The sequence below is a fragment of the Exilispira thermophila genome, from assembly GCF_055389015.1.
The window spans coordinates 1786888-1813200 of record NZ_AP042476.1; the positions used below are offsets into that span (position 1 = coordinate 1786888).

Genomic DNA, 26313 nt, shown 5'->3' on the forward strand with positions numbered 1-26313 from the left:
CAAATTATTATTTTACAAATTATTGTTTTATTATTTATTTTGTTTTATTATTTATTTTATTGTTTAATTATTTATTTTTCATTTAATATTTTTACTTTCTGATTCTCTTTTAAAAAATGTTGCCCATCAATAATAAAATTTAAATTTTTATATTTTTCATCAATTTCAAAATATTTATCATTGTAAAACAATGGAATAAAAGTTATCCGTTTAGCCAGTTTATTTTCATCTACATACCATAAATATTTTTCAGACACCAGTGTTTCAAATGGCAAATAGTAAATATTATCTTTTTCATCAAGCACAAAACTTATATATATGAACATCCCTGGACTTAACCCTTCAATTTTCTCAGGAATAATACATTTAACAGAAAAATTTTTAGTATCTGGAGAAATGTAAGGGGATATTGTTTTTAATAAAACTTTTATATTTTTTTTGTTAAGAGCAGGGATATCAATCCATATTTTAAAAGATTTTTCTTTTTTAAGAAACAGATAATAATACTTTTCTGGAATTTTTGCTTTTACAACTAATTTATTAAGGTTCGCAATTGTCATTATTGGAATTTGAGGTGCAACCAATGAACCAACTGAAGAATGTTTTTCAATTACAACCCCATCAATTGGAGCTTTTATTTTTGTATATTCATAATTTAATTTTGCAAGTTCATATTGGGATTTATATGCTTCATATTGAGATTTCGCCTGTTCATAATTTTGCTTACTTGTTGCTTTAGATTTATATAATTTATCAATTCTTTCATAGGTGGATTTAGCAGAAAGATAAGCAGATTCTGCTTGTTTCATAGTTAAAAGATAAGGTTCAGAATCAATTTCTCCTATTATATCCCCTTTCTTAACAAAATCCCCAACATCAAAATTCAATGAAAGAAGAGTACCAGAGATCTTTGGTAAAACCGTCACCATATTTTCTGATTCAATATAACCAGAAATTCTATATATCTTTTGTAAATTCCCTTTAATTGGTTTAATAATTTTTACAGGAATCAATATTTCTTTTTTAGACTCTACTTTTTGTGAATTTTTTAAAAGAACTAAAAGTAAAATAATAATAGCAGCTATAATAATTGTAAAAATTGGTAAACTTATTTTTATCATTTTTTTGGTCATTTTTAACCCTTACTATGATTTCTTCTCATAATATTCTTTTTGATATTCTCTTGATAAAGCACCTTCAAATAGAATTATTAAAATTGAATCGAAAAAATCCTGGATAGGAATATTTATATACTCTAAATTTTCAATAGATATAAAGTTTTTTATTGATTCAAAATAAAATTTAACTAAAACTTTTGTATTTAAAGATTTTTTAAAATATCCTTTTTCAACCCCTTCAGAAATTAATTGCTCAATCTTAAGAAGTAATTGATCAACCTCAAATTTTTCAAGTTTTTTTACAATTTTTGGATATGATTTTTTTAGATCTTCTATAACTTCCCTATCCAATTTTGAAAGCATTATTCCTGCTGTTTTCATAATCAATTTAATTTTATCAATTAAATTTATTTTTTTATCATTTAATATCTCATCAATTTTATTAAGTATTTCTTCTCTAAAAGAAATAAAAATCTCTTCAATTAGTATCTCTTTTTTAGGATAAAATTTATATAAAGTTTTTTTACTTATCCCTAAATTTTCTGCAATCTCTTTAGTAGTAACCCTTGAAAATCCAAATCTTAAAAATAACTTTTTTGCAACTTCAAGTATTCTTTTTTTTAATAATAATTCTTTTTCATCTACAATAGATTTCATAATATATTTCCTGTTAAAAACATACACTTAAGAAACTATAATAGTTTTTTTAGTTTCCTTTTTATAATAAATAATTTGTTTTATAACAAAAGTCAAGTTTAAAATGAAAAAATTTTAATACTTTTGAATCTTTTTAAAACAAAAAAACCTCCCTGAAACATTTTCAGAGAGGTTCTAGGAGGTATTTGTGGGAAATATTAATATTATCTATTTTTTTTCATATAAGTTTTTACTACATTATCAATTATTTCATCTTTTGCAACATAAGGCATTGTTAAATGCCCTCTTCCTTTATTTTTTTCATTCCAATCTTGAGCAGTTTCAATAGCATTTGGATTCCTTGCCCAGGACCTTCTTGCAATACCACTCATTACATCCCATTCTAAAGCATGTTTAATAATATTATCAACTCTTTCACTTCCATCAAGTACAAGACCAAAACCACCATTAAAGCATTTTCCAACACCAACTCCACCCCCATTTGATAAAACTGCTAAAGTCATTCCTCTTACAGCATTACCTGCAAATGTATGTATTGACATTTCTGCCATCACATTACTTCCATCCTTTATATTTGCAGTTTCTCTAAAAGGTGAATCTGTTCCAGAAACATCATGATGATCCCTTCCAAGCATTACAGGACCAATTTTACCTTCTCTAACTAATTTATTAAATTCTAAAGCAATAGTTACCCTCTCTTCTGCATCTGCATATAAAATTCTAGCTTTTGTACCTACTACAAGTTTATTCTTTTTTGCATCTTTGATCCAATGGTAATTATCTCTATCTTGAGCTTTTCTTTTTGGATCTATATGTTTCATTGCAGTTTTATCAGTTGCATCTAAATCTTCTTCTTTGCCTGATAAACAAACCCATCTAAATGGTCCATAACCATAATCAAAACAAATTGGTCCCATTATATTTTCAACATATGATGGGAAAATAAAACCTTCTGAAGTATCAATTTTATTTTTTGAGATATCTTTAACACCTGCATCAAAAACTGCTTTCATAAATGAATTACCATAATCCCAGAATGCTGTACCTCTTTCACTCATAATTTTAATCAATCTAAATTGTTCTTTTAATGATTCATCTACTAGCTTTTTAAATTTATCTCTATCTTCTTTAAGTAATCTTCTTCCCTCTTCAAAAGTTATTTGATATGGTGTATATCCCCCTTCATAAACTGCATGACATGAAGTTTGATCAGATGCTAATTCCACTTTTATATTATTCTCAACAACATATCTCCATAAATCCACTACATTACCATGATATGCAATTGATACAGATTTTTTACTTTTTCTTGCTTCATCTACCCATTTAAATACTTCTTCTAAATTTGAAGAAACTCTTGACACCCATCCCTGTTCATATCTTGTATCAATCCTTGACTTATCAACTTCTGCTATTATACCAATTCCACCTGCAATTTCTACCGCTTTAGCCTGTGCTCCACTCATTCCTCCTAAACCTGAAGATATATATAAAACTCCAGAAAGGTCTTTATCTTCAGGAATTCCTAAATACAATCTTCCAGCATTAAGTAATGTTATATATGTACCATGTACAATCCCTTGAGGACCGATATACATCCAGCCGCCTGCAGTCATCTGTCCATAATTTGCAACACCCATTGCAGCAGCTAATGCAAAATCCTCAGGATTGTCAAACATTCCTACCATCAAACCATTGGTTGAAATCACACGTGGAGCTTCTTTAAATGTAGGAAAAAGACCCAATGGATGCCCTGATTGAACAACAAGGGTTTGTTCATCTGTCATATTTTCAAGATATTTTTTTATTAATCTATATTGCATCCAATTTTGCATAACCTGTCCAGATTCTCCATATGTAACAAGCTCATATGGATATAAAGCAACATCGAAATCAAGATTGTTATCAATCATAACCTGTAAAGCTTTTCCTTCTAATGTTTTCCCTTTATATTCATTATATGGTTTAGCCTTAATATTCCCATAAGGTCTAAATCTATATCCATATATTCTACCTCTTGTTACAAGTTCTTCCATAAATTCAGGTGCAAGTTTCTCATGATATTTTTCTGGAATATATCTTAATGCATTTTTCAAAGCTATTTTTGCTTGATATTCATTCAAAAAAAATCCTCTTGATGGAGCTCTTCTTATCCCTTTAATAAATTCAGGATAATCAGGAAGTTCATCATCTAAAGTAAATGTGATAGGAATTGAATAAGCATCATTACTCATCTTTTTCTCCTCTTAATATTTTTATTTCAAATTTAAATTTCTACAAAAATTAATTAAAAATACTTTAATAATACTTTTTTCAATTAAAGAATAAAAATATAAAAAAATAAGTCAAATTATTAATTGTAAAATTTTAAAGATTTTTAAAAATTTAATTTACCCAATAGAATTAAAAGTATGAAAATTATACTTTTATTATAAGAGATAAAATCATAGGATCTCTTGCAATCTCTTTTTTAAAGTATCTTTTAAGATTTGATTTTATTTTTCTTTTTAATTGATTTAAATCTTTACCATTTTCAATAAGCCATGCATTAAAGGAATCAACTACTATTTCTTTTGATTTTTCAATAATTTCTTCAGAATTATTAACATAAATAAAACCCCTGCTTAGAATTTCAGGTTCATTGTACAATCTTCCCTCTTTTTGATCTATTGTAACAACTGTAACAACTATTCCATCTGCAGCTAATATTTGTCTATCTTTTAAAACAATATCAGATATATCACCAATACCCTTACCATCAACAAAAATCTCTTCTGGTTCAATATTCCCTCTATGATAAACTTTATCACCTTCAATTTCAATAATATCACCATCTTTTTGTAAAAATATGTTGTTTTCATCAAGACCAACATTCTTAGCTAACTCTTTATGCAAATATAAATGTCTATACTCCCCATGAACAGGCATAAAATATTTAGGTTTAGTAAGATTTAACATAATTTTCAATTCTTCTGATGAAGCATGACCTGAAACATGAACATCTTCAAAATCTTTTGAATAAACTTGAGCACCTAACTCATGAAGTTTATTAATAATTCTAACAACCATAGGTTCATTACCAGGAATAGTTGAAGAAGATAAAATGATGGCATCATTTTTTCTAACTTTTAAATGTTTAAATCTATTTTCTGCAATTTTTGTCAACATTGAAAGAGGTTCACCCTGTGTTCCAGTGACAATTGCTACTATATCTTTATCTGGATAATTTTTAGCATCTTCAACTTTTAGAAATTTTTTAAATGGTAAATTTAAATATCCTAATTTTGAAGCTATTTCAATGTTTTTTTCCAGTGAATATCCTGATACAAAAACTTTTTTACCTGCATAAAATGAAATTTCAGAAATTTGCTGGATTCTATGGATATTTGATGCAAATGTTGCAACAATAACCTTACCCTTAGCTTTCTTTATTAGATCTCTTATATTTTCAGAGATTTCTCTTTCTGATTTTGAAAACCCTCTATTTGCAACATTTGTTGAATCAGACATAAGTAATAATACTCCCTGCTCACCAAGTTGTGAAAGGGTATAATAATCAAAAATTTTTCCATCAACAGGTGTATTATCTATTTTAAAATCTCCAGTATGAATTATTATCCCATTTGAAGTAAAAAGTGCAATACCAACTGCATCAGCAATGGAATGATTAACTCTAAATGGCATAAATTCAAAGTCACCAATCTTATATTTTTTTCTTGGAGTAATTTCAACAAAAGTTTCTTTATTTATCTTATCAAGATTTTGTATTCGATTTTTAATCATTGCAAGAGTAAGTTTTGTTGCATAAATTTTAATATTCGGAAATTCATTTAGAATAAATGGGATTGCACCAATATGATCTTCATGCCCATGAGTTACAATTATTCCTTTAAATTTATCACTATTACTTCTTATATAATTTATATCTGGTATAACAAAATCTATTCCAAACATTTCAAAAGTGGGAAACATTATCCCCGCATCTATTGCAATTAAAGAATTTTGACTTTCAAAAACAGTCATATTCTTACCAATTTCACCCATTCCACCAAGTGGAACTATTCTAATTCTATCCAACTAAATCTCCTTCTATATATTTCATTTTACTAATCTGAATTATGAATTTAATATTATATTTTTACTATACTTTCTATTTTTTATAAACCTGTATGCCCAAATCCACCATGATCTCTGGATGTAGATTCAATTTTGTTTGATATTTCCCATTCAATCTTTTCAACTTTTGAAAATACAATCTGAGCAATCCGCATACCAGGAGTAATAGTAAAGTTTTCATTTGATAGATTAATAAGTATAACCTTTATTTCACCTCTATAATCAGAATCAATAGTACCTGGTGTATTTAAACATGTTATACCGTGTTTAATAGCAAGCCCGGATCTTGGTCTAATTTGAGCTTCAAAACCCTGCGGAATCTCAACAAATATCCCGGTTGGAATTAATTTTCTCTCTAATGGTTTTAATACTATATTATTTTTTATAAAAGCATGTAAATCTAATCCTGAAGACCCACTGGTCTGATATTCAGGAATTATTACTTTTTCATCAATTTTTTTAATCTTTATTTTCATCTTCAAAAAACTCTTTGTGTGACAAAATATATTTTCCATTAGAATCAATTCTTACCAATCTAACTTTAATTTTATCCCCAACTCTATATAAAGAATTTAAATCATTAATACGTTTATATGAAATTTCTGAAATATGGCATAAACCAACTGTACCAGAGATAAATTCAACCAAAAGCCCATATGGTAAAACTTTCTTTACAGTACCTAAATATACCTGATCTACTTCTGCAGTGGTAGAAGTATACATCTTAATAAGTTCTAATGTTCTTTCTAACATTGCTTCATCTTTGTTAGATACCATTACCTGGCCATTCTGTTCAATATTAATATTAGAACCTGTTTCATTTATGATTGATTTAATAACTTTACCACCAGCACCTATTAGCATCCCAATTTTATCCTGTTCTACATTTACAATAACTATTTTTGGAGCATTTTCAGAAATTTTGTTTTCAACATTTTTACATGCTTCTTCCATTAATGATAATATATGCAATCTACCTTTTTTTGCCTGTTCTAAAGCTTCTTCAAATATTTCAAATGAAATCCCTTCTATTTTAACATCCATTTGAAAACCTGTAATACCATCCTTAGTACCTGCTACTTTAAAATCCATATCTCCTAGATGGTCTTCCATACCCATTATGTCTGTTAAAATAGCATATTTATCTTTTTCTTTCACAAGACCCATTGCAATGCCTGCAACCTGTTTTTTAATTGGAACCCCAGCAGCATATAAAGAAAGAGAACCCCCACAAACTGAAGCCATGGATGATGACCCATTTGACTCTAAAATTTCAGACACAACTCTTATTGTATAAGGAAATTCTTCAAACTCTGGAATTATATGTTCTAAAGACCTTTCTGCTAAATGTCCATGCCCTATTTCTCTCCTACCAGGAGATCCATATCTTCCTACTTCACCAACAGAAAATGGAGGGAAATTATAATGAAGCATAAATCTTTTTGATTCTTCCCCTTCAATATCATCAATTGTTTGTTCATCAAGAACTGTTCCTAATGTTGTAATTGCTAATGATTGAGTTTCTCCTCTGGTAAATAATGCTGAACCATGAGCATATGGTAATAAACCCAATTCAATTGAAATATCCCTAATATCTTCCAATCCTCTACCATCTGCTCTTTTCCCTTCAGAAAGTATAGATTCCCTCATTATCTCTTTAGTTAGTTTATCAAAATATTCTGAATATATTTTTTCAAAAAGATCAAGTTTTTCCTCTTCAGTTAAATCTTCCCCATTAAAATCAATTTCAGAAATATTTGATTTTAAATTTTCATAATATTTATTTTTTTCATTTTCAATAGCTTTATTCCTTGCTAATTTCTCTTTAACAAATAAAGCTTTTTTCAGGTCTTCTGACACCTTTTCTTTTAAAATACTATAAAATTTTTCATATTCTTTTTTGTTTTCAACTTCTAATTTATCTTTACCTATTTCTTTTCCAATATTTATAAAAAGATCTATAACTTTTTTTATCTCTTTATGGGCAACTTTACATGCTTCAACTAAAACTTTTTCTTCAACTTCTTTAGCCCCTCCTTCAACCATAATGATTGCATCTTCAGTACCAGCTACAACAATATCAAGCTCGCTTTCTGTAAGCTGACTTAAAGTTGGATTAACAATATATTCATTATTGATATATCCCATTCTAACAGCAGCAATTGGTTTCAAAAAAGGTATATCAGAAATTACTAAAGCTAAAGATGATGAATTTATAGCAAGGATATCTGGAGGATTAATTCTATCTGAAGATACAGTTAAAGCAGTAATTTGTAATTCTCTTCTAAAATTATCAGGAAATAAAGGTCTTATAGGTCTATCAATCAATCTTGCAATCAATATTTCTCTTTCAGAAGGCCTCCCTTCCCTTTTAATAAAACCACCAGGAATTTTTCCTGCAGCGTAAGCTTTTTCAAAATAGTTAACAGTCAATGGGAAAAAATCTGTATCCAGTTCATTATTAGACATAACTGCATTTGAAATAACTGCAGTTCCACCGTAATATCCTAATACAGATCCATTTGCTTGTTTTGAAACTTTTCCTATAATAAATTTAAAAGTTTCCTGTCCAATTTTAATTTCATACTTCTTTTCCATTTTAATTTCCTATCTAAATATTTGTTTTTTATATATATATTTTTACTATTTATTTTTTTCACCATATTTATAATTATGTTTATAATTATATTTATTTATTTTTATAATTTAAATTTATATTTTTTTATACCTATTTTATACTTTCATATTTTTTATCTATTTAATATATTTTTAATATAATTATTTCCTTAATTAATAATCTATAATTTACTCTATTTTAGTTTCTAATTACAAAACCAAAAAATTAACATAAATTAAAAACATTTTATATTATTTTATAATTAAATCTAAAATCAAAAATATTTTATCGTTGAAATTATAGATTAAATAAAAATAATTTCCATAAAAATTTAAACAATTAAAATAAAAATATAAATTAATTCAAATTAATTTATTTAATTTCAATTAAATAAACTTTTTAATATTTTTTAATTCCTTCCATAACATTAATAGAATAAGAAAATATTAATACATTATCTATGCTATTTACAAAATGTATAAATTAATAGTCTTTTTATAAAATAAAACATTTATAATAGAATAAAAAGCAAAAAATAAAACAAGTCAAATTTAATTATTAATAATCATTAAAATACAAAAAGGGTGTTATTTTCTTATACCTAATTCTCTAATAAGATTTCTATATTTTTGAATATCTTGTTTTTTTAAGTAATCCAACAATTTTCTTCTCTTACCAACCAATTTTAATAAACCTCTTCTTGAATGAAAATCGTGTTTATGTAATTTTAAGTGTTCTGTTAAGTTTTTGATTCTTTCTGTCATTATCGCAATCTGAACTTCAGCAGAGCCAGTATCTTTTTCAGTTCTTTGATATTTTTTAATAAGTTCCTGTTTTTTTTCTTTAGTTATAGACATTTATCTCTACTCCTTAAATTTTTCCTTTTTGGTAATACAATTTAAAATTTAATTTTTGTCAAGAATTACTTCTTATTAATAATAAAATTGAAATTATTGAGATATTTAAAAAATAAGAAATAAATTCTATCATTATTAAAATTTTTCTCACTAAGTTAGTTATGTAAAATTTTATTTCAATCTATTTAACATAAAAACAAAAACATAATTTATAAGCTGTAAGTCTTTGACAACTAACAAACGTTCGAAAAATTTTAATAATGATAGACACATTAATTTAACTTATTTAATCAAATACAATAATTTCAAATTTTATTATTAACTGCACCTGCCACGGAAATAAAATTTTTTCATTTCTGAAACTTTTTTGAATATTTTCTTGTCTATAAATAATAAAAGACAAAAAAATTATATACAGGAATAATTAAAAAGAATAATAAATGGAGATATATTTTATGAAAGAACTATATCATAACTTTATTAAACATCCGCATGATACATTCTTCAAAATCGTTTTTAAAAATAGTAATAATGCTAAAGATTTTATTAATATTATATTACCTGATAATATCAAAAAATATATTAACATCAATAACCTAAAAGTTGTTAACTCTTCTTACATCACAAAAGAATTTAAAAATAGATTCGCTGACCTTGTTTTTGAAACCAATCTAATTAACTCCAAACATAATATTAACATATACTTCCTTTTTGAACATAAATCTTATAAAGATAATGCTATCTTTATTCAACTATTACGATATATGTTAGTTAAATGGGAAAAAGATTTTCAAAATAATAAAGAGTTATCTTTAATAATACCTGTTGTATTTTATCATGGTAAAAGTAAATGGGATATTGATACAGAATTTATAAATAATTTTAAAATAGATAAAGAGATTAAAAATAATTTTAAAAACTATTTATTAAATTTTAAATATTTATTTTTTAATGACAGTAAGAATAAATTAAGTTATAAAGTGATGAATTATAATAGATACTTGAAATTAGCCCTAGATATATTAAAATATAAAGCAGAAGAAGATAAGAAAATAATATACCGTATACTTGATATAATAGATGAAGAGATTGAAAATAGCGAAATAAAAGGAATATTTTATGTATATATATTTGCAATATTGAAAAGTGAAGATAGAGAAATGGTGATAAAAAAACTTGAAGAGAAGGAGAGCAAGATGCCATCAATATTAGAATCATTGATAAAAGAAGGAACACTAAAAGGACAAATACTTGAAAAGCAAAAGGATTTGATAAAATTAATAGATTTAAAATTTGGAATAAGTGAAGAAGAAAGACAAGTTATATTAAATTGTTTTGATAGAGATAAACTTGAGAGAGGAATCGAAAAAATCCTATTTGTTAATAATAAAATTGAAATTATTAAAATATTTAAAAAATAAGAAATAGATTCTATCATTATTAAAATTTTTCTCACTAAGTTAGTTATGTAAAATTTTATTTAAATCTATTTAACATAAAAATAAAAACATAATTTATAAGCTGTAAGTCTTTGACAACTAACAATCGCTCGAAAAATTTTAATAATGATAGACATATTAATTTTAATTATTTAATCAAATACAATAATTTCAAATTTTATTATTAACTGCAATTGCCACGGAAAAATGTATATCCCTTTTTTGTCTTTGGCAACTGACATTTACTAGAAAAATTATAATAAGGATAAACATAACTTTTAATTTTTTTTCTTCTTCTCATTGTCTATTTTTAAAAGCAAAATAATTAAACCACCTATATATAATAAATGCAATAGGATATCATCAGGTTCAGGTGAGAAGGTGAAAATATTATAAATCTTATTTATAATGTAATTAAATTTTGTTGCCAGAACATAAATAATTGCACCACTTAAGAAAGCAATTAAAACAAAAACAACGATTTTTAAAGACCTGTTTAAAATCAATAATAATGAAATAGATATTTCAAAAATAATTATAAAATAAGCAAAACCTTTACTTAAACCTAATAGACTTGCTTCTTTTAAAGCATATTTAAAAAAAACAATTCTATATAGACCTGCAGATAGAAAGATTATAATAAAAGTTAATCTCAAAATTAATATTAAATCAAATTTTTTTGTATAGTTCTTTTTCATAAATTTAAAATTTAAAAATATTTTTTATATTTATATTTAATCTATTTGCTTAATTTTATCCGGGGAATTTAATACATTATTGTACAAAGAAAGATATTTTTCTCCAAAAAGATCAAGGGTATGTCTTCTTAATACCAGCTCTCTACCGTTTTCCCCCATTTTCCATAGATTTTGAATATCTACTTTTTTCAATATTTCTGCTAGCTCATTTACACTTTCTTTTGCAAATAGATAACCCGTTTTATTATTTTCAACAACTTCTGGAGTACCTCCAACTTTTGAAGCTATAACAGGTGTACCTGAAGATAATGACTCCAATATTACATAAGGGAATGCTTCCTGCCATCTACTGGATAAAACAGATACATCAGCATCTCTATAATATTTTGCTAATTCATTTTGATCACCAATATAACCAATCCATTCAATATTATTATTATTTTTTGTTTGTTTTTTTAATAGTGGTCTTAAAGGTCCATCACCAACGATTTTTAACTTAATTTTTCTATATCTTGAAGCCTCATTCACTGCTTTAATTAAAATATCAAGACCCTTTTCATGCATTATTTCACCAACAAATAATACATTTAATGTTTCATGTTCAATATATTTGCCTGGTCTAAAAATAAAAGGGTCAACACCTGCATATATAAGAACAATTTTCTCAGAAGAAATTCCTCCTGCTTTAATTAAACTTTTTTTAACTGCTCCACTTACAGCAACATACGCACTTGAATCAACAAAATTAGGTCTTACTATTTTAAAATAGGTATTCATAACTTTATCAATGAAATGTTCTCTAGAACCAACTGAGAGATGGAATGTACAGATCAATGGCACATTTAAGATATTTTTTATTTTCTTAACATAAAAATCTAATCTACCACAAGGATGATGGTGATGAAGTAAATCAGGTGAATATTCTTTTAACTTATTTATTACATCATTAACTCTTTTTACCCATGGAATTACTCCACCAAACAAATAGGAATCTGGTTCATATAAATTGATCTTTTGTTTATCCCATTTCGCTTCACTAACAACTAGATTATCTACACCCAGTTTTTTAGCATAATTGAAAATATTAATTGCATAAGTTGCTATTCCACGTCTACCTGGATTTATGTGTGCTGTTTTCATAGAAATTAAAATATATTAATTAAAATTAATTTCAATAAAAATCAACACATTATTTGTTAACAATATAATTTATAATTTAAAAGATATTTATCAAAATTAAACAAAATATAAAATTTATTGATTTTAAATAGAATTTATGTTATTAAATTAAGAAACACAATCTAATTAAATTATTATTTATAACAATTTAGCTATTATTTGTACAAGCTAATTTGTATTAATTTTATTAATAAACTGTTATTATTTTTTTAAAAAGTAAAAGTTTATTGGAGTGATGGAGTATATAATGAATAAAAAATTTCTTTTTTTCAAGATGATTATCTTTCTAATATTATTTTTTTCTTTACAGGTTTTTTCCCAGGATAAAATTGAAATTACAGGTGAAATTATCAATTATTATTCAGTAAATCTTGATAATGATTATAATGATGAGTTAGTTATTATTTATAAAGATATTTTTGATAATTCAATTCATTTAGGAATATATAAATATGAAAATGGTTTAAAAAATATATATGATCTTAAAATTGAAAATAAATATTTTTATTTTTTCCTTGCAAATATTGAATCAAAATCATTTAAAAACATTGTATTAGTTTCAAAAAATGAATATGACTATATCTCTCAGAAGAAATTTGAAATAAGAAAATTATTTAATTACTCATCTATTTATGCTTATCCTTATGAATATTCTTTTCCATTAATTCAAGAAGCATTTGATATTAATAATGATGGTTTTTCTGAATTTATTGTTAAATCAGCAAATTCAATTAAAATTTATACAAAAACAGGACCAATAAATAATTTAAACTATTCTCCTAAAGCAATTTATAACTTCAAACTTTCTGTTGGGGGATTCAGCACTGTAGATACTATTCTTATCATAATTCCTATTGTTAAAGTTGAAGATATAAACAATGATCATTTCAAAGATCTTATTCTTATCTTTAGAGATAAAGTGATTTATTATCTTGGAAATAATAGCTCTTCCTTTTTTAATTTAACTAAACCAGGTATTATTGATTTAAATCCTTACCTTGAAGTTAGGTCAGGTTATTCCCCTTTTAATAAACATATACAAATAAAAGATTTTAATGGAGACAATTATCAGGATATTATTCTTTTTAAATTTAATATGGCAACTGCTTTAAGTGGTGATAAACAGGGAACAAGTGTTTTAATTTTTAGTGGCACTAGAGATGGATTTAGTAAAAAACCAGATCACAACATTTTTTTAAACAATATTTCAGGTATTGAGAGTAAATTCTTTTTTATTGATATAAACAAAGATAAAAAATTGGACTTAATTAACATTGGATCTAAAATCTTTTCAAGTTCCTTTATTTTTACTTTAACTGTTAAAAGGTCATTCAAAGGGGACATATCAATATTTACACAAACAGATAACTTTCAATTAGCATCAAAACCTATTATTCAATTATCTAAAAATGTTTCATTAGATACAAAAAGCACTCTTGATTCAACTCAACTTAATTTTAAATCTTATTCTATTCTTGATTTATCATTACTATTCACAGATATCTTATCCACATTAAAATATGATTTGAATAAAGATGGAATTAAAGATATTATAATTTACAATTTTGATGGAACTTTTTCCTTTTATTTATCTAATATTAATTCACCTACTATATTTAATAAAAATCCAGATAAAATTATCTCTTTTGGAAATGAACTTAACAATATTTTCTATTTAAATGGCCCTTATAACATAATAATGAATATAAATAACAAAAATTTAATGATTGTTATAAATAAGAACGATGGGAAATTATATTACAAATTTTTAAATTTCTAAAAAATTAAAGAAATATTTTTAAAAATATTAAAGAATATTAAACTAAAGTTAAAATCCTGAAATATAACAATTATAAATATAATTATGATATGCAAAAAATATAAATTAATTTTATTTAAAAAATTTAAATTTTTAGTAATCTTAATAAGGACTTAATAAGGATAAGATAAAGTAATCTTTTTAAAACAAATCAAATAGAGTAAATTTAGTTAAATAAATTATAACTAAATTAAAAATAAGAATTATATTATGTATATTAAGAAATTAAAATTTATAAATTACCTATTTTTACTTTTTCTTTTAATTGCACCTACAATATATTCTCTGGACCTTACAATAGAAAAAATTGAAATTATTAATAATAGATCAATATCAAAAGCAGAAATTTTAAGTTTTTTACAATTAAGAGAAAACAAAAAAGTAGATGTACCTACCCTTATAAAAATAAAAGACAAACTTTTAAATTGGGGTTATTTTAATAGTGTAGAAGTAAACTTTAAAAAAAATAATAATAAAGTATTTATAACTATTAAGGTTAAAGAAAATCCTATTTTAGAAAATATAAAAATATATGTAAATAATCATATATCAGTTTATTATAAAAAATATATAACAATAAAAAATAATAAACCATTCAATCAAAAAATTCTTGAAAATAATATAAAAGCACTTTATAAATTGCCAGAAATTTCTCAAATCTCCTATAAATTATCCAATTCCGGGGAAAAAAATGTTATATTAAATATTTATATAACAAAAAAAATTGTACAAAGTTATTATTTTGGAATATATAATTTTTTAGATCTCTCTTTTGGAATTGAAAAACTGGATCTTTTTTTTCCTTTTGATATTTATTTAAGTTTACTTTATCTTAATAAAACCTTCATATTTCCAAATTTATATCTCAATTCCCTTTTTAACATTGAACTAACAAATAAGTTATCTTTTTTTACAAATATTCCCGTAAGCTTTTTAAACGATACAATTTCTATAAATTTTGTTCCTGGACTTTTTTTGAATTTAAATAAATTTTCATTTTCCCTGTTTTATAATATTAATTATAAATTATTCTCTTTTCACAACACAAATTATTTTAACTTAAAAAATTTAAATATTATTAATAAATTTGAAATAAATTATAACCCAGATAATAAAAACATATTTTTTACAAATTCAGCTTTTTCTTTTAACAACTTCTATTTGTCCAATCATTCCAATATTTTTCAAATAACAAATACTTTCATCATTCCATATTTATCAATTAGAGGATTTAAAACATTGGGATTAATAAAACCTTATATTATTAATTCAAAATACTCTATAAATTATAATGTAGATTTTATATTTACATTTTTATATCTTAACTTTTTTAATTTTGGATTAATTTTGTCAAATGATCTTATTTATCTTTATAACAATACATTTGAAAATTTATACTCAACATTAGGTTTTGGACTTTATATCGAAGCTGGAATAAAAAAAATTCTTTCTATTCCAATAATATTAGAAGTTTTTACCAATATCAATAATTTTAATTCATACACAATTTATTTTGAATTAAGACCATTTAAGATAAGATAAAAATTAAGTAAATTTATTAGAAGATTTAGAAATAAAACAAAACAGATTGAAAACTAAAATATATAAATGTAAAATGATTATAAAATAAAAATAAAAAAAGAAAAAAATAATTAATGGAAACATTTATGAATAAGAATAACAACAATAATTTAGAAAACTCCTATTTAAGTATTAAAAATCTAACTAAATTTTATGGTTCTTTTAAAGCTCTGGACAATATCTCTTTTGAAATTAAAAAAGGTGAAATAACTGGTTTTTTAGGACCAAACGGAGCAGGAAAAACAACAACATTCAAAATTCTTGCTGGTTTACTTACCTCTTATGAAGGTGAAATTTATTTTAATAGAAAAAAGTATTCAAATATTGGTTGTATGGAAAATGTAAAATTTATTTTCGACTCCCAAAATTTTTATGAAAACCTTACAGCTTTAGAAAATTTAAAAATTATTTCAAGACTAAATAACAAAAGATACTCTAAAAAACATTTAATACAGACTCTGGAAAAATTAGGTATTGGCGAATGGGCATATAATAAAGTTAAATCGTTTTCAAGAGGAATGAAACAGAGACTTGCTCTTTGCATTGCAGAATTGGAAAAACCAGATTTACTTATACTTGATGAACCTACAAATGGACTGGATATAAAAGGAATTAATACTATAGAAAACTCATTCCTGAAATTAAATAAAGATTATGGCACAACTATTCTTCTTTCTTCACACTATCTTGAGCAGGTAGAAAGGTTATCAAATCATATCATTATAATCAATCATGGGAAAATTATTTTTAATGATAAAATTCAAAAATTTTTAAGTTCAAAAACTATTGGTATAAAATATATATTATCAACCAATATTGATCAAAATATATCACCAATCATTACTCAATTTTTCAAAAATAATGGTTTAGAGAACATCAAAATAGAAATTAAAGAAAATGAGATGTCAATTATTTCTAATCAAATTGATAATAACATTATTTTGAAATTTAATATCTTTTTAATAAATAACAATTTGATGTATTTATATATAAATAAACTACATAAAAATTTTTCAGATATTTTTCAAGAGGAAATAGAAAATGTTGTATAATTTTATTTCATCAGAATTTATTAAACTAAAAAAAAGTTATGGATTATTTATATACCTTTTTTTCTTTTTAATATTATTCACTCTTCTAGGTTTCACCTTACATCTGGCTAGATGGGGTAATCAAGGAAATACAGATATTCCTTTGAATATAACCTATTCGGGATATATATTTTACTATGGATTTTTCCTATCTTTATTAATATTTAATCTTTTTATTGATAGTGAAATAAGGGGAGAAATTAATAGTGGAAGAATATATTTTATTTTAACACAAAGAATTGATAGAAAAACTTATTTTATTGGAAAAACAATTTATTGGTCTTTAATTTTTATAATATGGATTTTTTTTATCTCTTTTTTATCATACAAATATGCAAATATTATCTTTTCATCAAGATTACCAGTATTATTAAATGGAAATCCTGTTTATAAATCAACAATTGTTATAAATCTTATTTTAAACATTTTATACCTTTTCCCATTAATATTTTTGTTTATTACTTTAAGTTTCTTTACAGGATTTTCTTTCAAGTTACCTTCAACAGGGATAGTATTTTATATAATAATTGATGGAATAGCTATTTTTACAAAAATACTTCATCCTATACTTATTCCATTTAAAATGATAAAAATTTACAATAATACTGTTTCAAGAGTCATATTTTTTAATAAAGAAATATTATATTTTCTTATTATCACTTTTTTACTTCTGGTAATTATGTTTTTCTTATTTTATAATTTTATAAAAAAAAGAGAAATTTAAATTTTTGTTAGAAAAATTCCGAAAATTAAAGCGTGAAGCTTAAAAAAATTTCTAAAAAATTAAATTTACTTTTTCAATCGATTACATTTAAACTTTTATTTTATTTGGTTTTAATTGTTTTTATAGCTACTATTTTTATTTATGCAATAGAAGAGCAAAATAAAAGTTTCTCCTCATTTTTCGATGCTTTCTGGTATATAATTGTAACATTAACAACTGTTGGTTATGGAGATATTGTTCCTAAAACAATAGGTGGAAGGTGGATAGGAATCTTTACAATTATTTCTGGTGTTGCACTTGTTGCATTAGCTACAGGTCAATTAGCTTCTATTTTAATAGAAGTACAATTAAAAAAAGGTAGAGGCCTTATGAAACTAAAAAAAATACAAAATCATTTAATTATATGTGGATGGAAGTCTGATTTTATTTCATTTCTCCATGATCTTCTTAAAAATAATCCTGACATAGAACCTGATGATATAGTACTTGTTAACAATGAATCTCAAGAGTTAATGCAAACAGTTTTAGCTGACCCTGAATTGTCTAAAATAAATTATATTCATGGTGAATATTTTGATGATAATATATTAAGAAGAGCTAAAATTAATTCTGCTAAAAAAATTATTGTACTTGCAGATGATACAGGGAGATATTCTCCTTCTGAAATTGATTCAAAAACCGTAATGACTGTATTAACAGTTGAAGCAATCAATAAATCAATTTATATTTCAGCTGAACTTTTTGATCCAAAATTCCAGAAATATCTGGAAAGATCACATTGTGATGAAATTATATTATCAAAAGAATTTTCAAAAAAACTTATTATTAACTCTGCAAGAGGATCAGGTTTCTCCCATATAATTGAAGAACTTTTATCACCTAAAAAAGGTACGCAACTTTTAACAATTAATTTTCCAGATAAATTCATTAGCAAAACATATAGAGAGTTATATGAATATTTTAAAACTAAAGGAGAACTACTTATTGGATTGTTAGAATACACAGGAAATTTTTATTTAAGAAAAAAAGAAGCAATATTAGAAGCTCAGAAAACACCTGATATTTCAAAACTTGTTGGAAATCTAAAAGATATTAAAAAATTAAGAGGAAATGAGCCAGTTTTGAATCCAGAAGAGGACTATATCATTAAAAAATATTCTAAAGCAATAATACTGGGCAAAACAAAAATAAATACAGAAAAAGAACTAAAAAATGAAAATATATCAGTTCATTAAATAAATTTTAGCTTTAAATTATAAATATTAAAAATTTATAAAAAACATGACTAAAATCTAGAAAGTTTTATAAATTGGGGTAAAAAATGGAAAACATTAATTCTCAAAAAACAATTAAAGATAAATTAAAACATATTCCTCTTTTTGAAGATTTAACAGACAATGAATTAAATAAAATATTAAACATTACAAATGTAGAAGGATATAATGAAAATCAATTTGTCATAAAAGAAGGGGAGTTAGGTAATAAATTATACATAATTTTATCAGGAAAAGTAACAGTTTTAAAGAAAACCTTTTCTGATGAACTTTATACAGTTGTGGACCTTTCAGACAAAGAAAATGCTTTTTTTGGAGAGTTCTCTCTGCTTGATAATGAAAAAAGATCTGCTTCAATATTAACAAAATCAAAATGCACATTTTTATCTATTACAAAAGAGGATTTCGAACAGGTTGTTGAAAGTGATTATAAAATTGGATATATTGTAATAAAAAAAATTGCAAAAAGGTTATCACGAAGGCTTAGAGCAGCTAATGAAGACATAATAACTCTCTTTGAAGCCCTTGAAAATGAAATAGAAAGCACTGAATAATTGTTAATAATAAAATTGAAATTATCGAGATATTTAAAAAATAAGAAAGATTATATCATAATTGAAATTTTTCTCTCTAGGTCAGTTATGTAATCCTTTTAATTTGTACTTTAACAACATTTATAAAAATCTAATATTATTTTCTCTTTAGTCTTTGACAACTGACAATCGCTCCAAAAATTTCAATTATGATATAAATATTGTTTTTATTTATTAAATCACCAATAATAATTTCAAGTTTTATTATTAACTTCTCAAACCACAGAAATATTATAGTCTCTTTAACCTTTGGCAACTGACATCTACTCGAAAAATTATAATAAGTATAGACATATAAATTAAACTTATTAAATCAAATACAGCAATTTCAAATTTTATTATTAACTGCATTTGACATGAAGTTTTTGAACCTATTTAGCTTTTGGTACCAAAAAGCTATTTAAAAAATTTTACAAAGTCTTTTTTTTCAAAAAAGTTAAAATTTGTTTTGATAAAATAGAAAAAATTGATTTTAATATTCTAAAAATAAAAAATAACATTCCAGATATAAAAATAAATTTAAATAAAATATCAATAATAATATTTAAATTAATATTTGATAAAGAAATATTTTGAACTGTTAAAAACAATTGTTTCAAATAAACAGGTAATATATTTTTAATCATAACAAAAAATATATAATAAAAATACCCTAAGTAAACATATGTAAAGAAGGAAAAGAAAATAAAGAAATACCTTTCTGGACTTTTTATTAAAGATAAAAATGTTTTTGTTTTTTCAAAGATGTTATTTTCTTTTCCTATAAATTTTTTAGAATCTTCAAATAGATACTTAAAAAACTTTTTCGAAAAATCATGTAAATTAAACAATCCCAATAGATCTGTTAAAATCCAGTAACCATCCCATTTAATAAATGGATTAAAAGAATAAAGGATTGAAAAACAAATTGAACCTGAATATATAATAAAAAAATCGTATTTTTTATAAAAGAAAAAAAGAAACATTGAAATTGTTGCAAATATCATTTCAATATAGAACCCACCTGCATCAATTATCAACCTTTTGAATCTTGAAAGTTCCCATACTTCTGTTACATCAGAATAAAAAACTGGCATAAAAAAATAAAATCCAAATCCAATAATAGAAGGAGTTTTATTATGGTATTTTAATGCTGCAGCATGTCCAAATTCATGCAAAACAGTTGTAAAAATTAATGCTACTGATAAATAAATATAATCAAATCCTTTTAATGAGGTTGCACTTTGTATAAACATTTTATATTTTAATATGACAATAAAAAAACTTATTAACAATACTGGAAGTATTGAAAAATAAAAAAATTTACTAAAAAATATTTTGAATATATTTGAGATAATAAGTAATAATTTACCCTTTAATAAAGGAACTCTTAAAGAAATATAAGATTTGCTTTTTTCTTCAGAACCAACTATAAAATTGTATATTCTTTCAAATGTTGATTTAACATCATTTGATATATTTAAAGGATTATAATTATTTGAAATAGTATCATTTAAAAAATTATTATTGTTTTCATAAATTTTCTTTTCATTAAAAAAGTTTATAAATTTTTTTTTCTCTTTTTCAGAAAGTATTAAATAATTATTTTTATATTTTAAAAAATAGAAATTAACTTTAAGGCTTGTATCAAGTTTTGAGATAAATATCTCTTTTTTTAAATATAAATTTAAAATAGTAATAATTTTTTTTTCAATTGATATTAGCTTCTTATCTTTTAGTTCCATATTTTTAATCTCTTTCTTTTTCAATCAAATTTAATGTATATTCTAAAATAGTGTCTTTACCTTTTAGTAAATCATCAATAGTTTGATGAACTTCAATGTCTGGTAATACTCCATGCTTTTTATTATCATAATTTAAAGGTAAGAAAAATTTTATTGGTAGACCATAAATAAGATTTGAATTAGGAAGATAAAAAATTCTTATATCCCCATTTATTGCTCTTAAATCACCTGTTTCTTCACCTATTATTTTTCCAAGATTATATTTTTTAAATAATAAACTATAATCCATAGCAGAAGAAAAACAGCATAAATTTTGAAGTAAATAATATTTTTTAAATAATTTACTGTACTTTATATCATCTAAATTTATCATAGGTTTAAAAATGATCTTAAATTTATTAATTTTAAAATATTCAAATAAATTAAAATTAATTATTCTATTTTGTTTATTTTTAAAATAAGTATAAAAATTTTCATGGGGATAATATAATAATATATTTTTCTTAATCTTTACTAATTCAGGATATTTTAAAGAATAATTGTTTTTAAATAAGTACTGATTTAAAATTATTCCTTTGTAATTATTTCCTCCCCAATTATTTCTTATATCAATTATAAGATTTTCAATGTTATATTTTTGCTTTATATTTTTAATATTCCATAAATTATATATTAAATCTTCAAACCCATTACCACCAAACCTTATAAATTTAATATATATAGTTTTTAATTTTTCTGAAACATAAAATTTATTTAGATTATCATCAAATATTTTAATCTCAAAATATTTTTCTGTATTTATTAAAAAATTATTTTCAAATTTTTTTTCTATTTTATCTAAATTATTCAAATAATAAGAAAGATTTTTTGTTTTTAAAATTAATTTTATTTTTTTATTTTCATTTTCATCATATATATCAAATACAAATTTTTCAGGATTATTAAATATTTTATGAAATATATAAATATAAGTAATTGCATCACTTGATTCAAATGTTGTTTTTATATTACTTTTCTTATTATATATATTTGTATTATGATATATTTTATCAAATAATACATCTTTAGAAATTCCATTTATTTCATCTATTCTCCATCTATTTTTTATTATTTTAAATTTTTCTGAATCTAAATCATAGTAACCTGTTAAATAAATATTATTTGAATTCATATCACAAAAAATTTTAATTATTGCTGTTTTATATTTATTTTTAATTATTTCTGATATTTTATTATATTTCCAAATAAGTAACATTTTTGCATGGCTAATTTTTAAACTATTTAAAAAATCAAAACATATATTAAAAAAATATGAAATTGGGATCATATTTTGTTTATAGTTTTTAATCTTTTCTTTTGCATTTTTATATTCATTATAAAATGTTTTTTTATCAACATTTGCAAAAGGATAGGGAATTATTTTTATAACATTATTTTTTAAAATTTTTAAATCTTTTAAACAAAAAGATTTGCTGATTTTTTCTGGAACTTTTCTTTTTTTTAAATCATTTTTCAAATCACTTTGCTTTATTATTTTTATATTTTTACTATAATAATTTTTATAATATTTGAAAAATTTTATATTAAACAATATATTTATTAAGATTAACAAAATTAAAAAAATAAGAAAAAGAACAATATTTGTTTTAAAATATTTTTTTAAAATATTTCTAATTCTTTCCATTTTCATTTTTCCCTTTAAAAACTTTTCTAAACATTATTATATAAATAAAATATGATATATAAAATAAATTAAATAAGTAAAAGCTAAAAGCCTCTTTTAAAAGGCTTTTAGCTTAAAGAAATATAAATTTTGTTTAGTAAAAAATAATATAATTTTATAAATAACTTTTAACTTACCATCTTATAAAACATCCTTTGCATAGACAAGCTCCTTTACCTGGACAATATTCTTGATGTTGAGGACAATAACTTCCACAACCTTCAGCATCACATCTACCACATGGTAAAACTTTTGGAGTAATTTTACTCATTTCCATCCTTTTTTCTAATTCTTGAACAGTTAAATCCTGAACAATAACTTCTGTTAAATCCATAATTTCTTTGCTCATAAATAACCTCCACTACTTTTGTTTTAATTTTTTATCCTTAAAGTGGCCACTTAAAAGGGTTAAAAGTTATTTTTGGTTTACTTCTTTTTTCTCTACTTTTTTATCCTCATTACTATTTTTATTATTTTTTTCATTCTCCTTTTCATTTAAAAATTGAATTACTACATTATTAGCTATTTCTGGAAAATATTTATCAATTTCCCCACAATCTTTTGAAAATATGGTACCTGTTCTTCTATATGCTCTTGCACTGCATCCACCTCCACAAATTAAAGCATATTTGCACCCCAAACATTCCTCCATATTTTTTACAACTCTGTTATGCCAGTAACCTTTATTATCATTAAACTTCAATCCATCTTTATATGTCCCAATTACAAATTCTTTCTTACCAACTAAATCCCAGCATGGATAGATATCATAAAAAGGGTCAAATATATACATACTTGAATTTGCTGCACAGGATAATACTTTAAACATATATGGTGATTTTGTTTTTAATGAACCATATAAGGTATAAAATATATTTTTATGAGCAGAATTTATATCAAATTTTTCATTTGAATATTTTTTTTCAATTTCTGTTTTTAATTCATAACTTGTAAAATAATTTTTCTTATCTTTTCCATCAACAGGGGAAATATAAAATGAAAAATTTTTATTTTTCAAAAATCCATTTTTAGAAAATTCTTCTTTTAATTCTTCTATTCCTGAAACATTTGTTTTATCCATATTTATTCTTACTGATATTCTAACACCTTTATTCAATGCAAGGTTAATATTTTCAATTATTTTATTAAATGTAGGTTTTCCACCTTCTAAAAATCTTCTTTTATTATGAATCTTTTCTGGGCCATCAACTGTTATTTGAAAAAACTTAAATGTATTTCCAAGATATTTTTCATATACTTCAAGGTCATAACCATTAGTAATTGCATCAAAATAGGTAAATCCATTTTCCTTAAGTTTTTCAATCGCATATTCAACAATATCATAGTTTTCTTTCATAAGTGGTTCGCCACCATAAAAAGAGATAGCTTTAGAATCTTTATCAAGTTCCTTCATCACTTCAATTGCTTTATCTATATTTTGCCTATCCATTTTTTTATTTAACCAACTTTTACCTTTTTTTAATAAATTTTTTTCATAGCAATAAGGACATCTAAAATTACAATTATAGCTAAATATTAAAAGAAAACCTGCACCTTTTTTATAAATCTTTTCAAACTTATTATATGCTTTTTTTAATTCTTCCTTTTCTTCAAATAAAGTTTTATATGTTATAAAATATTTTGATTTAAAATAATCTATCTCATCTTTATTCAATTGTTCAATCTTATTATTAATTAAAATATTTCCAAGTCTTTCTGAAACTAGAGAAATAGCTCCACTAAACCCGTGTAAAAGTAAATATTTATTAATTTTTTCTATTTTTGTTATTATTGTATAGTTACTTACATGTAATTTTTTAAAGTTTTCATTTTGATTCATCTTCTTCTCCTTTTTGCAAAATATTTAAAAATTTATTTTTATTTGTTATTTTTTATTTACTAATTTTATTAATTTAAAAATGTTATTTAAATTTTAAATTTTTTTATTTGTTAAAAAATAATTATTTTTATTACTATTTTTTTAAATATTTTAAATGATTAGTTTATTTTTTAACATAATATAATTTTAAATATATTTTTTTTTTTTTGTCAATAATTTTTTTAAATATTTTTTGTCAATAATAAAATCCGAAATTATTGTATTTTTAAAGATTTAATCAAAATAAATTAGAGTTATTTATCTATCAGTATTAAAATTTCTTGAACAATTGTTAGTTGTCAAAAGGTAAAGAGACTATAATATTTCTGTGGTTTATGAAGTTAATAATAAAATTGAAATTATTGTATTTGATTAAATAAGTAAAATAATATATTTATATCATAATTGAAATTTTTTGAGTGATTGTGAGATGCCAAAGCCAAAAGAATTATAAAGACTTCGTGGCAGGAATAGATATTTAAAAAACATGAAATTAGGATATTTATTTAAATAATTAAAAGTTATATTTCTATCATTATTAAAATTTTTTGAACGATTGTTAGTTGTCAAAGACATTAAAGATAAAATATTTGATTTTGTTTAATGTTATAATTAATAAAACAAAAAAATTACATAACTGACCTAATGAGAAAAATTTTAATAATGATAGAATTATAATTGCTTTTTAAATATATAAATAATTTCAATTTTATTATTTATCTTGATCTTTATTTGAATAATAATTAAAAATATCTTTTGAACTTTTGGGCGAAATCAATAACCATAAGCCAAGAATTATTAAAATAACAGGCCATAACTGTATTTTAGAATAGTTTGTTATATAAAAAGCAATTGAAATGAGAGATAATAAGTTAGCTGTATATAGATTACCCTTAACTTTTGTTAAAAAATAATTTACATAAAAAGCTATAGCTCCAATAAAAATATATGTTGGCCATAATTTGTAAGAGTATTTCCAGTTAGTCCATATATTAAAGTAAAAATATATTCCTAAAAGAATTAAATATATTGCAATAAAATAATTTTTTTTATCTTTCCCTTTTCTAAAAAATAAAATAAAAATTCCAATTATTATAATTATTAATGGCCAAAATTCAAATGTTATTTTTAAATAAGTTTGAATTGCAAGAACAATCCCCAATAAAAGTAAAAAAAGTCCAATTTCTACTTTTCTCATAATATAGCTCCCCATTTTCTAATATA

Annotated in this window: 21 protein-coding genes; 7 read left to right on the plus strand and 14 right to left on the minus strand. The window is 23.0% G+C overall.

Going from position 1 to position 26313, the window contains the following annotated elements; all coding sequences use genetic code 11:
• Positions 1-71: 71 nt before the first annotated feature.
• The 7 genes from ACZ5EC_RS07535 to rpsO form a co-directional block, all read right to left on the minus strand.
• A complete protein-coding gene (locus tag ACZ5EC_RS07535) occupies positions 72-1133 on the minus strand; it encodes an efflux RND transporter periplasmic adaptor subunit (RefSeq protein WP_464301872.1) in 1062 nt (353 codons plus the stop codon).
• Positions 1134-1145: 12 nt separating this feature from the next.
• On the minus strand, positions 1146-1775 hold the full coding sequence (locus ACZ5EC_RS07540; RefSeq protein WP_464301873.1) for a TetR/AcrR family transcriptional regulator: 630 nt from the start codon (positions 1773-1775) through the stop codon (positions 1146-1148).
• Positions 1776-1978: 203 nt separating this feature from the next.
• The gene (locus tag ACZ5EC_RS07545; RefSeq protein WP_464301874.1) at positions 1979-4009 is read right to left on the minus strand and encodes a urocanate hydratase; all 2031 of its coding nucleotides are present in this window, start codon (positions 4007-4009) and stop codon (positions 1979-1981) included.
• A gap of 184 nt (positions 4010-4193) precedes the next feature.
• Complete coding sequence (locus ACZ5EC_RS07550) at positions 4194-5852, minus strand: ribonuclease J (RefSeq protein ID WP_464301875.1); 1659 nt, start codon at positions 5850-5852, stop codon at positions 4194-4196.
• A gap of 80 nt (positions 5853-5932) precedes the next feature.
• Positions 5933-6367 carry a dUTP diphosphatase gene (dut, locus tag ACZ5EC_RS07555; protein WP_464301876.1) on the minus strand — a complete coding sequence of 145 codons (435 nt, stop codon included), beginning with the start codon at positions 6365-6367 and terminating at the stop codon, positions 5933-5935.
• Positions 6351-8489 carry a polyribonucleotide nucleotidyltransferase gene (locus ACZ5EC_RS07560; RefSeq protein ID WP_464301877.1) on the minus strand — a complete coding sequence of 713 codons (2139 nt, stop codon included), beginning with the start codon at positions 8487-8489 and terminating at the stop codon, positions 6351-6353. Before ACZ5EC_RS07560 ends, dut begins: the two co-directional genes overlap by 17 nt.
• Before the next feature lie 606 nt (positions 8490-9095).
• A complete protein-coding gene (gene rpsO, locus ACZ5EC_RS07565; RefSeq protein ID WP_464301878.1) occupies positions 9096-9365 on the minus strand; it encodes a 30S ribosomal protein S15 in 270 nt (89 codons plus the stop codon).
• Between the two features lie 455 nt (positions 9366-9820).
• On the opposite strand from rpsO, the gene ACZ5EC_RS07570 reads away from it, so the two are divergent.
• Positions 9821-10786 (plus strand): Rpn family recombination-promoting nuclease/putative transposase, encoded by a 966-nt coding sequence (locus tag ACZ5EC_RS07570; RefSeq protein ID WP_464301879.1) that lies wholly within the window; start codon positions 9821-9823, stop codon positions 10784-10786.
• 296 nt (positions 10787-11082) lie between these two features.
• On the opposite strand, the gene ACZ5EC_RS07575 is transcribed toward ACZ5EC_RS07570, so the two are convergent.
• Positions 11083-11502: a DoxX family membrane protein gene (locus ACZ5EC_RS07575; protein ID WP_464301880.1), complete on the minus strand. Its 420-nt coding sequence runs from the start codon at positions 11500-11502 to the stop codon at positions 11083-11085.
• 36 nt (positions 11503-11538) lie between these two features.
• Complete coding sequence (locus ACZ5EC_RS07580) at positions 11539-12642, minus strand: glycosyltransferase family 4 protein (protein WP_464301881.1); 1104 nt, start codon at positions 12640-12642, stop codon at positions 11539-11541.
• Positions 12643-12928: 286 nt separating this feature from the next.
• On the opposite strand from ACZ5EC_RS07580, the gene ACZ5EC_RS07585 reads away from it, so the two are divergent.
• The 6 genes from ACZ5EC_RS07585 (at position 12929) to ACZ5EC_RS07610 (ending at position 19724) form a co-directional block, all read left to right on the plus strand.
• Positions 12929-14461 (plus strand): hypothetical protein, encoded by a 1533-nt coding sequence (locus ACZ5EC_RS07585; protein ID WP_464301882.1) that lies wholly within the window; start codon positions 12929-12931, stop codon positions 14459-14461.
• Positions 14462-14710: 249 nt separating this feature from the next.
• On the plus strand, positions 14711-16042 hold the full coding sequence (locus ACZ5EC_RS07590; protein ID WP_464301883.1) for a POTRA domain-containing protein: 1332 nt from the start codon (positions 14711-14713) through the stop codon (positions 16040-16042).
• A 125-nt stretch (positions 16043-16167) separates the two neighbouring features.
• Positions 16168-17133: an ABC transporter ATP-binding protein gene (locus tag ACZ5EC_RS07595; protein WP_464301884.1), complete on the plus strand. Its 966-nt coding sequence runs from the start codon at positions 16168-16170 to the stop codon at positions 17131-17133.
• Positions 17123-17896 (plus strand): hypothetical protein, encoded by a 774-nt coding sequence (locus ACZ5EC_RS07600; RefSeq protein ID WP_464301885.1) that lies wholly within the window; start codon positions 17123-17125, stop codon positions 17894-17896. The genes ACZ5EC_RS07595 and ACZ5EC_RS07600 overlap by 11 nt, the downstream gene beginning before the upstream one ends.
• A 32-nt stretch (positions 17897-17928) precedes the next feature.
• Positions 17929-19131, plus strand: coding sequence for a potassium channel family protein (locus ACZ5EC_RS07605; RefSeq protein WP_464301886.1), 1203 nt, complete (start codon positions 17929-17931; stop codon positions 19129-19131).
• Positions 19132-19217: 86 nt separating this feature from the next.
• Positions 19218-19724 (plus strand): cyclic nucleotide-binding domain-containing protein, encoded by a 507-nt coding sequence (locus ACZ5EC_RS07610; protein ID WP_464301887.1) that lies wholly within the window; start codon positions 19218-19220, stop codon positions 19722-19724.
• 449 nt (positions 19725-20173) lie between these two features.
• Here the strand turns inward: ACZ5EC_RS07610 and ACZ5EC_RS07615 are convergent, their stop codons facing one another.
• From ACZ5EC_RS07615 to ACZ5EC_RS07635, 5 genes are all read right to left on the minus strand, one after another.
• The gene (locus ACZ5EC_RS07615; RefSeq protein WP_464301888.1) at positions 20174-21487 is read right to left on the minus strand and encodes a hypothetical protein; all 1314 of its coding nucleotides are present in this window, start codon (positions 21485-21487) and stop codon (positions 20174-20176) included.
• 4 nt (positions 21488-21491) lie between these two features.
• Complete coding sequence (locus ACZ5EC_RS07620; RefSeq protein WP_464301889.1) at positions 21492-23171, minus strand: S41 family peptidase; 1680 nt, start codon at positions 23169-23171, stop codon at positions 21492-21494.
• A 172-nt stretch (positions 23172-23343) separates the two neighbouring features.
• Positions 23344-23559 carry a hypothetical protein gene (locus ACZ5EC_RS07625; RefSeq protein WP_464301890.1) on the minus strand — a complete coding sequence of 72 codons (216 nt, stop codon included), beginning with the start codon at positions 23557-23559 and terminating at the stop codon, positions 23344-23346.
• Between the two features lie 66 nt (positions 23560-23625).
• Entirely contained in the window at positions 23626-25050 is a 1425-nt protein-coding gene (locus ACZ5EC_RS07630) for a radical SAM protein (RefSeq protein WP_464301891.1), read from the minus strand.
• 751 nt (positions 25051-25801) lie between these two features.
• The gene (locus tag ACZ5EC_RS07635; protein ID WP_464301892.1) at positions 25802-26287 is read right to left on the minus strand and encodes a hypothetical protein; all 486 of its coding nucleotides are present in this window, start codon (positions 26285-26287) and stop codon (positions 25802-25804) included.
• Between the last annotated feature and the right edge of the window lie 26 nt (positions 26288-26313).

What these genes read in the sequence shown, in the direction of transcription:
- dut (WP_464301876.1), bottom strand. Translation starts at nt 6,367, where the DNA reads ATGAAAATAAAGATTAAAAAAATTGATGAAAAAGTAATAATTCCTGAA.
- rpsO (WP_464301878.1), bottom strand. Translation starts at nt 9,365, where the DNA reads ATGTCTATAACTAAAGAAAAAAAACAGGAACTTATTAAAAAATATCAA.
- ACZ5EC_RS07620 (WP_464301889.1), bottom strand. Translation starts at nt 23,171, where the DNA reads ATGGAAAGAATTAGAAATATTTTAAAAAAATATTTTAAAACAAATATT.
- ACZ5EC_RS07535 (WP_464301872.1), bottom strand. Translation starts at nt 1,133, where the DNA reads ATGACCAAAAAAATGATAAAAATAAGTTTACCAATTTTTACAATTATT.
- ACZ5EC_RS07585 (WP_464301882.1), top strand. Translation starts at nt 12,929, where the DNA reads ATGAATAAAAAATTTCTTTTTTTCAAGATGATTATCTTTCTAATATTA.
- ACZ5EC_RS07595 (WP_464301884.1), top strand. Translation starts at nt 16,168, where the DNA reads ATGAATAAGAATAACAACAATAATTTAGAAAACTCCTATTTAAGTATT.
- ACZ5EC_RS07600 (WP_464301885.1), top strand. Translation starts at nt 17,123, where the DNA reads ATGTTGTATAATTTTATTTCATCAGAATTTATTAAACTAAAAAAAAGT.
- ACZ5EC_RS07580 (WP_464301881.1), bottom strand. Translation starts at nt 12,642, where the DNA reads ATGAAAACAGCACACATAAATCCAGGTAGACGTGGAATAGCAACTTAT.
- ACZ5EC_RS07590 (WP_464301883.1), top strand. Translation starts at nt 14,711, where the DNA reads ATGTATATTAAGAAATTAAAATTTATAAATTACCTATTTTTACTTTTT.
- ACZ5EC_RS07630 (WP_464301891.1), bottom strand. Translation starts at nt 25,050, where the DNA reads ATGAATCAAAATGAAAACTTTAAAAAATTACATGTAAGTAACTATACA.
- ACZ5EC_RS07545 (WP_464301874.1), bottom strand. Translation starts at nt 4,009, where the DNA reads ATGAGTAATGATGCTTATTCAATTCCTATCACATTTACTTTAGATGAT.
- ACZ5EC_RS07635 (WP_464301892.1), bottom strand. Translation starts at nt 26,287, where the DNA reads ATGAGAAAAGTAGAAATTGGACTTTTTTTACTTTTATTGGGGATTGTT.
- ACZ5EC_RS07610 (WP_464301887.1), top strand. Translation starts at nt 19,218, where the DNA reads ATGGAAAACATTAATTCTCAAAAAACAATTAAAGATAAATTAAAACAT.
- ACZ5EC_RS07625 (WP_464301890.1), bottom strand. Translation starts at nt 23,559, where the DNA reads ATGAGCAAAGAAATTATGGATTTAACAGAAGTTATTGTTCAGGATTTA.
- ACZ5EC_RS07615 (WP_464301888.1), bottom strand. Translation starts at nt 21,487, where the DNA reads ATGGAACTAAAAGATAAGAAGCTAATATCAATTGAAAAAAAAATTATT.
- ACZ5EC_RS07570 (WP_464301879.1), top strand. Translation starts at nt 9,821, where the DNA reads ATGAAAGAACTATATCATAACTTTATTAAACATCCGCATGATACATTC.
- ACZ5EC_RS07575 (WP_464301880.1), bottom strand. Translation starts at nt 11,502, where the DNA reads ATGAAAAAGAACTATACAAAAAAATTTGATTTAATATTAATTTTGAGA.
- ACZ5EC_RS07560 (WP_464301877.1), bottom strand. Translation starts at nt 8,489, where the DNA reads ATGGAAAAGAAGTATGAAATTAAAATTGGACAGGAAACTTTTAAATTT.
- ACZ5EC_RS07540 (WP_464301873.1), bottom strand. Translation starts at nt 1,775, where the DNA reads ATGAAATCTATTGTAGATGAAAAAGAATTATTATTAAAAAAAAGAATA.